This is a genomic window from Aeribacillus composti, assembly GCF_007827555.1.
GTDB lineage: Bacteria > Bacillota > Bacilli > Bacillales > Aeribacillaceae > Aeribacillus > Aeribacillus composti.
This window is the reverse complement of the sequence record NZ_VISS01000052.1, coordinates 1-10,584: the sequence shown is the minus strand read 5'-3', so window position 1 is coordinate 10,584 and position 10,584 is coordinate 1. Positions and strand designations below refer to the sequence as shown.

The following is a 10,584-nucleotide window of genomic DNA, read 5'->3' as shown; positions in this document are numbered from 1 at the left end:
CCCACAAAGGCAACCACCCAAGATATGCGATTGTCAAGGAGCGTATCGGACTGGAAATTCGATAAAAAAACTTTCTGAAACTTAGTATACGAGGAGGTAATGTTATGGAGAACCCTAATGAAAGATTGGATTTAGATGATATTTTAGCTATAATTGAAAAACTTTCTGAAGAAGATGCAAAATCATTTCTAAAAATAATTTATGGGAAGCTTGGAAATTTTAAATATTCTACAGAAGACATTACAAAAGAAAATATAATCAATGACATTGAAACAATTTTTAGTGAGAAAATACCTAAACTTTTGCAAATAAGAGAAGAACAAAAAAATAAATCTACATAATCTTTATGTAGATTTTTTCTTTTAAACTTAAACTGTAGATGAGTAAATCCCATTACATTTATTACCATCTTTAAAAAGAAAACAAAAATACCCTAATGCCACTCGTAACTGGTTTTTAATGGAATCTAGTGGCACTCCTCGTTGGGCTTCGTAATAAATAAACTCAGTGAGATTGTGAATTTTTCTCGATCTTACACTCGCAAGACCGGTTGAAAAATCACTTGAATGTTCTGTCATGCAATAGATATACGTAAATTGTACGATGGTCCAATATCGTTTAATGGCTCGCTCATGTCGGGGCTGTCTAATAATCGATTTTCCGGCTTATAGACGCCCTTTAATGTTTTAGAAATTTGATATATCAATGCTTATGATGTTCCGTTTTCAATGGATTTTGACTTTCTGGACAGCCCCTAATGTTTCTTTCGTTTGCCGAAAGTAGCTTTCGATCGACCAGCGTTTCGCATAGTATTCAAGAATAGCCTGATCACTCAGTTTTTGTGTCTGTACTTAAAAAACAACGCAAATGCTCGCTCGTCATCGGTTGATCGGTTTTCCAACAAAACAATACCACCGCATTTGGAATGTCGTTCAATGCCCCTTCGTAGCGATACACTCGATACGTTTCCCCTCCCACGGTCACGAGGTGGGTATCGGAAACATCGATGTAACGGGCAAATTCTTTGACGGATGGACGAATTCCTTGTGGATACAGGATGCGGTTGGTTTTCAGTGCTGCCCAAACGGGTTTCTCCCGAAAAATTTTTTATTGCCGCAAAAAACAACAGTTCTTTTGTCAGTTCAAGTCAGAGACGGCATGTGTAAAAACGCTTGCATCATATGTCAATTCCTAGTTAAAAAGACTCTGTTTTAGCCCCTGTTTTTATATGGGCTTTATGATGTTTTTTCAAAACCTTTTCAACATTTGTCAGGTGTGCGAGCATTAAATGCTGTGCTTCTTCCGCGTTTTGTTGTTCAATTGCTGTAAAGATGGCTTTATGCTCTTGAAAAATTCGTTCTGCGGTTACTTGCTCTGAATAAAGCCAAATTTTTCGTGTTTCCCGCATCGTTTCAACAATCATGTCGGCTACATTGTTCATTAAGCTTAATAAAATGGGGTTTTGCGTAGCGGCTGCGATCGCTTTATGAAACTTCCAATCCGCTTTTTCTCCTAATTCTTCATCGTTTATATGGATAAGCATTTCGTCAAGCGCAGCTTTCATATCATGGAGATTTTGCTCCGTCCGCTTTGCTGCAGCAGTAAATGCAGCACCGACTTCTAATATTTTTCTAACCTCTAATAAATGTTCAATATCTTTCATATTCATTAACGCCGCTGTCGAAAGAGAAAACGTGAATGACATGGGATCAAACTCTTTTACAAACGTTCCTTCCCCTTGTTTCATTTCAACAATCCCCATTGCTCGTAATGCGCTTAATGCTTCACGAATCGCTGCACGGCCGACTTGAAAATTTTCAGCAAGCTGATGAACGGATTCCAATTTTTCTCCTGGTTTTATTTCTCCTTTTTTAATCATATCTAAAAGGGCTTCCGCCACTTCTTCATAAAGCTTTCTCGGTTTGATTTGTTTATATTCCATTTGCTTCACCCCAAAGTTCAACTAAACAAAATGAAGTCCAAAATATCGGTACATTTATTTTACTGGAAAAGACTTATAAAAATCAAAGTGTTGGCGAAAAAATAACAGCGTCTAACCATAAACTTTTTCTTTTTTGACAACTTTTTTGGAAGGAATCATAGACCTGTGTCTCCGAAATCGCGCAAATGACTGAATGAAACTTCATCATAAAAAAAGAGAAATTTGTCTAAACTCTTAAACAATGCTTCATCCGTTACGAACGTCTAATATGTAACTCACTTTTACTGTACCAGTTAAAATGACAAAAACACTCGACGAATATGCTTTATAGCTGTAGACTTGTTAAGGTGATTGATAGAAACGGAAAAGAACGCGTACGAAAAACTTATCAAAAGGGTGAATCCCTGCTTCTTCTTATTTGAAAAGAATATGTTACAATAATGTAGAAAATCGCTACTTCTCAATATCCATTATGAAAAAGGTGTGGAAATATGAACATCATTGTCAGTTCATTAAATGCCAAATACATTCATATGAACTTGGCTATACGTTATTTAAAAGCATATGCCGAGCCAGAATTTCAAGTTCAAATGGCAGAATATACGATAAAAGATCCCGCGATGAACATTGTAACAGATTTGTTTCGAAAAAAACCGGACATAATCGGTTTTAGCTGTTACATATGGAACATTGCAGAAACAATCAAAGTGGCGAAAATACTGAAAAAAATAAAGCCGGAAACCATCATTGTCTTTGGTGGGCCTGAAGTATCCTATGATACGAAAGAATGGCTTGAAAAAATCCCAGAGATTGATTTTATTATCGTAGGAGAAGGGGAAGAAACGTTTAAGCAGTTTTTGCGGGAAGCACATGGAAACCAAGAATGGGAAAACGTGAGCGGTTTAGCTTTTCGAAAAGACGGAGCAGTCATTGTAAATCCGCAGAGAAACAAAATTGATCTGCGAATGATGCCGTCGCCTTTTCGATTTGAAGAAGATGTGCCACATCTTAGCAAACGGATTGTTTATATTGAAACGAGCCGCGGCTGTCCCTTCAACTGCCAATTTTGCTTATCTTCCATTGAGGTTGGGGTTCGTTATTTTGATCGGGAGAAAATCAAGGAAGATATTCGCTATTTAATGAAAAACGGTGCGAAAACAATTAAATTTGTCGACCGAACGTTTAACATCAGCCGGAAATATGCGATGGACATGTTTCAATTTTTAATTGATGAACATGTTCCGGGCGTCGTGTTCCAGTTCGAAATAACTGGCGACATTATGCGCCCGGAAGTGATTCAGTTTTTAAATGACAACGCACCGAAAGGACTTTTCCGATTCGAGATCGGCGTTCAATCAACAAACGATTTCACAAACGAATTAGTGAAACGGAAGCAAAACTTCGCAAAACTGTCCAGAACGGTGACGATGATCAAACAAGGCGGAAAAATAGATCAGCACCTTGATTTAATTGCCGGACTTCCTGAAGAAGACTACAACTCTTTTCGAAAAACTTTTAACGATGTGTTTGCATTAAGACCTGAAGAACTGCAGCTTGGTTTTTTAAAAATGCTCAGAGGGACTGGTCTTCGAATTGGAGCTAAACATTTTGGCTACGTGTATATGGATGAACCGCCATACGAAATTTTAAGCAACAACGTTCTCTCTTTTGAAGATATTCTCAAAATTAAACAGGTGGAAGATGTTCTTGAGAAATTTTGGAACGACCATCGAATGGACGCGACAGTAGAATATTTAGTAGAAGAAGTGTTTGAGACGCCTTTTGATTTCTTTCAAGAATTTGGCGCCTACTGGGATGAACGCGGATGGGCAAGAATTGGTCATCAGCTCGAAGATTTGTTTCGAAGATTATTTTCGTTTATTCAAGAACGCAAACGAGAACATTTGCCAACTGTTGAAGGGTTTCTGAAATACGATTATTTGCGCAATCAGAAGCAAAAGCCGCGAAAGCCATGGTGGGATGAAAAGCTTAAAAAACAGGAGCAATCAGCAATCTATCAATTTATCCTGTCCAACCCTGAAATGCTTGGAAAAACCTTTTTAAATCTGTCTCTTTCGGAAAAAGATTTATATAAGCATACGGTTTTAGAAATTCTTCCATTTAATCCTGAGCTGTATTTGCAAAAAAAGATATTAGTAAAAGAGCCGGCAATTTTGTTAGTTTATTACAACTATAGCGATCACCAGCCGCATATGTTTTCTTTTCCGTATACTGCGCTGAAAAAGGTGAGGGAAGCTTAACATCCCTCACCTTTTGTTTTTGTTTTTCTTTTGTTTTCTTCTAAAATATCGTAAATTTTCGCAGCATTAAAATCTCCCAGTTCATTGCCAAATTCCAAATCTTGTTTCACATCTTTTTTGTTCTTTACGTTTTTATTATGTTCCATGTGCTTTCCCCTTTTTTGAATTTCGGTTAGCCCCTTTCATCGGGTCTTCATCTGTATAGGATGCTGAAAATTCTTTTTCAGGAAGGCTTTCTGTCGGTGTTTTGCTCGTTTTTTCTGCTTGATTATATGCTTGTTTCCTCTTCAATCTGCATCCTCCTTTCTTTTTTATCTTTTTCAGAAACAAACCATTTATTCAGCTGTTTCTATAAAAGATGGAAAAAGGGATGTGCTTCCATATGGATGCCCGATCGTCAATGCTTAAGTTTTTTCTTGCTCCGCAAGGGTATTTTGTGCTTCTTTTATAACGGGTTAAGCGGCAATTTTGATGCTTTATACTTCAAGCTATTCGGCAATTTTGGACCGTTTTCTGTTTTGCAGCTAAAAAAAGTGATGATTTAGCACTTTGTTTGCATAAAAAAAGAACCGCTCTTATTTGGCGTAATTTCGTAAAACTGCCAAACAATGAAAGAAGCGATTCATGACAACACTGAAATTCGTTTATTCTATTCATCTTCGCAATGGATGGTTGACCTTTTTTACTTTCTAGCTTTGAAAATATTTTTTACTTTTGAAACCACGTAATGGCTTCCTCCGCGATCTTCAACACGTTCAATCATCATCGTTATTAAAAGATCTTTTTTATCCGCATCAACAGCAACAAACCAACCGTTTTCCTGACCTTTTTCTCCTTTTGCCGCTTTCAGCTCTGCCGTTCCTGTTTTTCCAGCCAGCTTCAATCCTGGAGTTCGAGGTTTATATGCCGTTCCGTTCGGATCCTCCACCACTTGAATCAAATCTTGAAAAATCAAATTCGCATGTTCCTTTGAAACAACATGGCTTTTCCAATTGGATGGTGTCTTCTCTTCTTCTTTTATTAATACGGGCTTAATCATGTTTCCGCCATTAATAAATACTGTAAAGGTGTATGCTAAATGCAGAGGAGTGATTTGAATTTGTCCCTGTCCATATCCAGAATCGGCTAAAAGCACTTCATTATCCATACCGTTATTTGCAATTTTCGATGTTTCAACAGGAAACGGAAAATCAATTTTTTCATGAAATGCAAAGGACTCTAGTCCTTTTATAAATTTTTCGGCTCCAATATTTAAAGCAGCCTGGGCGAAGTAAATATTATCTGAATAGGCAAGAGCAGCGCGCAAATCAACTTGTGTTGCAGGGGATGGAACCCGCTTAATATAATAATTGCCCCAGCTCCCGTCTTTTTGCCAAGTATCTTTTGGAATGGAAATCTTTTTATTCGGATCAATCGTTCCGGTATTGAGCCCAATCGCTGCTGTGAGCGGCTTTAAAACAGAACCAGGTGTATACAAATTTTTGAACTTAGCCATAAACGGTTTATTCGGATCATCTTTTTTCTTCTTGTATTCCGTCAGAAAATCGTTCGGATCATAGGACGGCGCACTGACCATAGCCAGAGTTTCTCCGGTTTTTGGATTGATTGCGACACTTGCACCGGAATCAGTTGATAATTCTTTGTAAATATTTTGCTGAAGATCAGCATCAATTGTAAGGTAAATATCGTTTCCGTTCTCAGCTTCTTTTTTGGCGATCACTTCATCTGTTCCTTTTACTTTGATGATCCAGCCTGTCGTTCCGTGCAGCTCATCTTCAAAAACTTGCTCCAATCCAGCTGCGCCAATTTGCTCAGAAGAGCTGTACCCTTTTTCCTCATATTTCTCAAGCTCTTCTTTATACATTGACCGCAAATAGCCAGTCAAGTGGGCAGCGCTCTCGCCAAAAGGATACATTCTTCCCGTTACATTTTTTTTCTTAACGGAAGGAATGGCTAAAAGTTTGTTGACAAGCTCTGTGTCAGCCGGATTTACGATTTTCAGCGGGACGAATGAGTCCTCCTTCACCCAGCCTTGGGATAATTTTTTCTCAATTTCCTCCTTGGAAACTTCAAGAAGCTTCGCTGTTTGTTCCAAAATGGTTTCTTTTTGCTCCTTCATTTCTCCCGGTACTACACCGATTTCAAACAACAGGCCATTGATGGCAAGTCCTTTTCCATTTCGGTCAAAAATCTCCCCTCTTTCCGGCGCGATCGGCTGGATGGAAATTTCTTCTCCCTCATCAAGCTGAGGAAAAATAAAGGAAGGATTCCATTCAATTCGCCAATCGTTTCCATTATCGGTTTCTTCTTTTTTTAAAACGGCTTTGTTTTCAAAGCTTATTTTCCCCGCTAATGTTTCCATTGAAACAGCAAATGGGAATGTAATATTTCCGTTTTTATCAGGCTTTATTTCTTCTTTCGGTTTCTTAAAGTCGATTTTCAGCTGTTTCACACCTGAATCTTGATAAATTTTTTCATAGCGGGAAACAAATTCGTCTTTTTTGATATTTTTTTTCACATTGGCAGTCAATTGGTCATACATTTCCGAAAAATTTTGGTCTCTCCAATTGACAACAAAGTCTGCAAAACGATCCTCCGGCTCTGGATCTTTAGAACATCCCGAAAAAAGCACCAGCACGACAAAAACACTAAAAAAAAGCTTTCGAATCCGCACAAAAATTCCCCCTCTCCCCTATGATTTTATGACAATTCTTTTTTATCCAATAATTACCCGCTCTTTCGGATAATGATAATTGGCTTCCTTCCTCTGTTTTCCAATTAAAAAAATAAACGATAAAATGCCGATCCGACCAATAAACATCATGATCATGATTATGATTTTTCCGATCGGACTAAGTTCAGATGTAATGCCAAGCGAAAGCCCTGTTGTTCCAAAGGCTGAACAAACTTCAAAGATAATTTCCATTAACGTAAACCGTTCTGTTGCAGATAATATGACAATCGAAGTTAAGCACAAAATAACAGAAACTGTCATAACGGCAATTGATTTTTTTATATCATCTGGGTGTATTTCCCGTTTAAATACTTTCACCGTGCTGGAGCCTTTTGCAAAATGAAAGGCAACTAGCAAAATGACTGCAACGGTAGTCGTTCGAACACCGCCACCTACAGAGCTTGGCGAAGCACCTATAAACATAAATATGGACATAATCAGCAAAGTCGTCTCGCTGAACATGCTGACATCCATTGTATAAAGCCCTGTGCTCCTTGTGGTAGCTGATTGAAACAGAGCATAGAAGAAAGATTCGAGAAAACTTTTATCAGATAAATAATTGCCTGATTCTATTAGATAGATCAGGATTGTTCCAATAACGACCAATGCGAAAAATGTCACAGTTGTCAATTTTGTGTACAAAGAAAACCGGTATGTCCTTTTTGTTCCAATTGTCAAAATAAAGTTTTTTGTCTCAATCAAAACTGGAAATCCGATAGCTCCCAGCGTCATTAAAATAATATGAACCATTTGGACAAAATAATCATGTGCAAAAGGTACGAGCGACGAACCGCTTATATCAAAGCCGGCATTCGTTGTGGCGCTGATGGCAGAAAACATGCCATGCAAATAAGCTTCCTTCCATTCCGGAAAATATTTTAAATAATATGTGCCTAATATGATGGTGCCGATCAGTTCAATAATCAAAATCATCAACATAATTTGCCTCATTAAATTTACAATGCCGGACAAATTCAATTGATTTTGATCAACCATGATCAACTGACGTTCCCTTAAGCCTATTTTTTTGCCTAAAACGAACCAAAACAATGTGCCCAACGTCATGATGCCGATGCCGCCAATTTGGAGAACAATCATTAAAATAAAAATCCCCGGAACGGTAAACGTATCAATGATTGAAACAGTTGTCAGCCCTGTTACACTTACTGCACTAACAGCAGTAAACAATGCATCCAAAAACGTCCATTCGGCATCCGGTTTGTGAACAAACGGCAAACTGAGCAAAATGACCGCAACAGTGATAGCTAAAAAATAAAAAATAGCAAGCATCTGAGCTGGTGATAGTGAAACTAATCGATTACGAATATTTACTAGCATCCTTGTTCAATCCTTTTTTTTACTGCTCATACTATCATAAAGAAAGTACAAGTTTTTTTAAAGAGGTTTTTCCAATTTTGATCATCGAAACTGAAAAATTTGTTATTGTGCCAATTTCTACAAATTCATACTCAAGAAAAATTTATCTGAACTTATTAATTCCATATAAAATGCTTGTTTTTTTATATCTTTTTATTAAAAATAAGGGTAGGCTGTTTAATAAAGGGGGATGTTATGGGAAAAATTCAATTGCGTCGTTCCGTTATGGTTCAATTATTACTATCTTTAAAAAGAATACACGAATTATCCCCTGAAGAAGTGATGAAACAACAATTGCCCTCTGATCAAACAAACCAAATACCTGGCTTCATCAAAAAATTGAGCAAACAAAGAGACAAAGGAGAGCTTGGACTGTCAACGAATGAAATCGTCATCTTAGGAAATTTTTGCGAACTAACTTCCTTGAAATCAACTTCCGTTCAAAATTGGGTCAAGCGTGATATAAAAGAAATCATCGGTCCTCCTGAACTTGGAAAAAAATATTCGGTCGAACAAGCTGCTTTATTGTTAATTGTAAAAGATTTAAAAACCATATTCGACTTTGAAACTGTCCGTTCCTTATTGATGAAAGTTTTTAATACGATTTCCGACCGGAATGATGATTTAATCAGTCCGTTAATGTTTTATAAATTATATACAGATGTGTTGGAACAAGTAAAAAATGTCGAGATCGACAACAACCGGCAGTTTGAAAAAAAACTTTTCGTACAAACAAAAAGGCTTCTTCAAAAGCAAACTTCTTTATCGGAAGCTCAAATCGACAGCATTTGCCATGTGACGGTTGCTGCGGTATTGGCTGTTTTAACGTATCATTTTCAAACAAGGGCAAAAGCGTTCATTGATAAAGAAAGCGAATCGAAAAAAATAGATAATAACTAACTTTTAGATCGGGAATTGCGGTTGTGCAATTCCCGAACGTTATTTTCGGGCTTGACTACTTTTAGCCGAACCTTTTATGTAAAATTCGAGAGCCCTCATGTCTTCAAGCAATTCCTTTTTCATTCGTTCAAAAGCTGTATAACGTTCGTATGTAAAATCCATTTTTTCTTCCATCATCTTGACCATTTCATGAAAATGGTTTGAAATTCTTTGTAAGCTATTTTCCATCATGTTAAGATAAACATCATTTTTTTGATGATTCAAATAAGTCCCCTCCTTATAGCAGCCAATACCTATATAATAACAAAGAAACGGCAAAGGGCAACATTTTTAAGGGAGCGTGAAATCACATAGAAAAGTTAAGAAATGTGGCAAGAAAGATAAGAAAAGAGGGATTTCTAATTTTACAATTGCAGTTGTCGCAGCACAAGATAGAAATGGCAATATGATTGCTCGAAAAACAGGAACAGGGCGTGTTAAAGCCGAAGAAATTGAACTGTGATAGGTGAGTTTATTCACCTTCCGCTTTGCTATGCACTGATACAGCAACGAATTATAAGAAGCTTGCCAAATTGAAGGGGGTGTTGGTCAATGAACGCCAAATGCAACGTGTTAAGGAAGGAATTTATCATATTCAACACGTTAACAATTTCCACAATCGCTTGAAAAGTTGGGTGGAAAGGTTCTAAAGGGTTGGAACTCGTTATTTGGATCACTGCCTTTATTAGTTCCGTTGATTAATAAAGAAAGGATTTAACATTTGATAAACGTGTTAGAGCAAATGCTTATTTCAGCTTGTCAAAAATCAAATTATACAACTAAGAAGTGCATAATAAAAGACCTCAAAGCACTCTCCTTACTTTAAGAATATTGATGCGGCTATAAAACCTATTATGATCGCAAGAATAAGTATTCCAGTACCCTTCCAACCTAAACTACCTACTAAATCAGCAAGGTTTCCAGTTTCAGCTCTATTAAACGCATCGTTTATATTTCCAATTGGGTTTCGTATTAATTCTTCTCGTCTTAGTCTTTCTCTTCTTCTTCCAGGTGTTTCTTTGTCTTCGCTCATTATCACACCCCCATTTTTGTAATACTAACATATGTTCTTCATACTCTTTACATAAATCTTACCTTAAGGTTTATAACATAATTTTAACACATTATGGTAATTTAACAAATTTTCATATAAAAAATCTTTTAGAGAACAGCCTTTACTAAAAATAAACAATGAAATGATCAAAACTAAAGACGCTCCGGACCATGTAAAAATGATAAAAACATACTAACATTAGTAGTACAGACCTAGGCCAAGGTTTGTGCTACTATTTTTTTATAGTAGAAGTGAAGGAAGGTCGAACATCCCCTGG

Annotated in this window: 10 protein-coding genes and 2 pseudogenes; 4 read left to right on the top strand and 8 right to left on the bottom strand. The window is 37.0% G+C overall.

Annotated features, from left to right (window positions below):
- The first annotated feature begins 104 nt into the window (after positions 1–104).
- Positions 105–341 (top strand): hypothetical protein, encoded by a 237-nt coding sequence (locus tag FB379_RS17725; protein WP_144598530.1) that lies wholly within the window; start codon positions 105–107, stop codon positions 339–341.
- Positions 342–752: 411 nt separating this feature from the next.
- On the opposite strand, the pseudogene FB379_RS18880 reads toward FB379_RS17725, so the two are convergent.
- Both FB379_RS18880 and FB379_RS17720 read right to left on the bottom strand, forming a co-directional pair.
- Positions 753–1,086 (bottom strand): annotated as a pseudogene (locus tag FB379_RS18880) (IS701 family transposase); the annotation flags it as partial.
- Between the two features lie 109 nt (positions 1,087–1,195).
- The gene (locus FB379_RS17720) at positions 1,196–1,942 is read right to left on the bottom strand and encodes a FadR/GntR family transcriptional regulator (RefSeq protein WP_063389375.1); all 747 of its coding nucleotides are present in this window, start codon (positions 1,940–1,942) and stop codon (positions 1,196–1,198) included.
- 491 nt (positions 1,943–2,433) lie between these two features.
- On the opposite strand from FB379_RS17720, the gene FB379_RS17715 reads away from it, so the two are divergent.
- On the top strand, positions 2,434–4,203 hold the full coding sequence (locus FB379_RS17715) for a B12-binding domain-containing radical SAM protein (RefSeq protein WP_144598529.1): 1,770 nt from the start codon (positions 2,434–2,436) through the stop codon (positions 4,201–4,203).
- Here the strand turns inward: FB379_RS17715 and FB379_RS18605 are convergent.
- From FB379_RS18605 to FB379_RS17705, 4 genes are all read right to left on the bottom strand, one after another.
- On the bottom strand, positions 4,200–4,349 hold the full coding sequence (locus FB379_RS18605; protein ID WP_186439327.1) for a hypothetical protein: 150 nt from the start codon (positions 4,347–4,349) through the stop codon (positions 4,200–4,202). The genes FB379_RS17715 and FB379_RS18605 overlap by 4 nt on opposite strands.
- The gene (locus tag FB379_RS18600; protein WP_162877044.1) at positions 4,339–4,494 is read right to left on the bottom strand and encodes a hypothetical protein; all 156 of its coding nucleotides are present in this window, start codon (positions 4,492–4,494) and stop codon (positions 4,339–4,341) included. Before FB379_RS18600 ends, FB379_RS18605 begins: the two co-directional genes overlap by 11 nt.
- A gap of 391 nt (positions 4,495–4,885) precedes the next feature.
- Positions 4,886–6,877 carry a penicillin-binding transpeptidase domain-containing protein gene (locus FB379_RS17710; RefSeq protein WP_412674471.1) on the bottom strand — a complete coding sequence of 664 codons (1,992 nt, stop codon included), beginning with the start codon at positions 6,875–6,877 and terminating at the stop codon, positions 4,886–4,888.
- Positions 6,878–6,919: 42 nt separating this feature from the next.
- Positions 6,920–8,275, bottom strand: a complete 1,356-nt coding sequence (locus tag FB379_RS17705; RefSeq protein WP_144598528.1) for a TrkH family potassium uptake protein — start codon at positions 8,273–8,275, stop codon at positions 6,920–6,922.
- Positions 8,276–8,509: 234 nt separating this feature from the next.
- Here FB379_RS17705 and FB379_RS17700 point away from each other — a divergent pair, with 234 nt between their 5' ends.
- Positions 8,510–9,214 carry a DUF1836 domain-containing protein gene (locus tag FB379_RS17700; protein WP_144598527.1) on the top strand — a complete coding sequence of 235 codons (705 nt, stop codon included), beginning with the start codon at positions 8,510–8,512 and terminating at the stop codon, positions 9,212–9,214.
- A gap of 39 nt (positions 9,215–9,253) precedes the next feature.
- Here the strand turns inward: FB379_RS17700 and FB379_RS17695 are convergent, their stop codons facing one another.
- Positions 9,254–9,478 (bottom strand): hypothetical protein, encoded by a 225-nt coding sequence (locus tag FB379_RS17695; RefSeq protein WP_063389379.1) that lies wholly within the window; start codon positions 9,476–9,478, stop codon positions 9,254–9,256.
- Between the two features lie 88 nt (positions 9,479–9,566).
- On the opposite strand from FB379_RS17695, the pseudogene FB379_RS17690 reads away from it, so the two are divergent.
- Positions 9,567–10,079 (top strand): annotated as a pseudogene (locus FB379_RS17690) (IS1595 family transposase); the annotation flags it as partial.
- On the opposite strand, the gene FB379_RS17685 reads toward FB379_RS17690, so the two are convergent.
- Positions 10,071–10,286: a DUF6366 family protein gene (locus tag FB379_RS17685; RefSeq protein ID WP_144598526.1), complete on the bottom strand. Its 216-nt coding sequence runs from the start codon at positions 10,284–10,286 to the stop codon at positions 10,071–10,073. The pseudogene FB379_RS17690 and the gene FB379_RS17685 sit on opposite strands and share 9 nt — an antisense overlap.
- Positions 10,287–10,584 lie beyond the last annotated feature (298 nt).

Bases quoted from the DNA above. Each gene is read 5' to 3' on its own strand.
- FB379_RS17725 (WP_144598530.1), top strand. From the start codon at position 105: ATGGAGAACCCTAATGAAAGATTGGATTTAGATGATATTTTAGCTATA.
- FB379_RS17715 (WP_144598529.1), top strand. From the start codon at position 2,434: ATGAACATCATTGTCAGTTCATTAAATGCCAAATACATTCATATGAAC.
- FB379_RS18605 (WP_186439327.1), bottom strand. From the start codon at position 4,349: ATGGAACATAATAAAAACGTAAAGAACAAAAAAGATGTGAAACAAGAT.
- FB379_RS17685 (WP_144598526.1), bottom strand. From the start codon at position 10,286: ATGAGCGAAGACAAAGAAACACCTGGAAGAAGAAGAGAAAGACTAAGA.
- FB379_RS17720 (WP_063389375.1), bottom strand. From the start codon at position 1,942: ATGGAATATAAACAAATCAAACCGAGAAAGCTTTATGAAGAAGTGGCG.
- FB379_RS17705 (WP_144598528.1), bottom strand. From the start codon at position 8,275: ATGCTAGTAAATATTCGTAATCGATTAGTTTCACTATCACCAGCTCAG.
- FB379_RS17700 (WP_144598527.1), top strand. From the start codon at position 8,510: ATGGGAAAAATTCAATTGCGTCGTTCCGTTATGGTTCAATTATTACTA.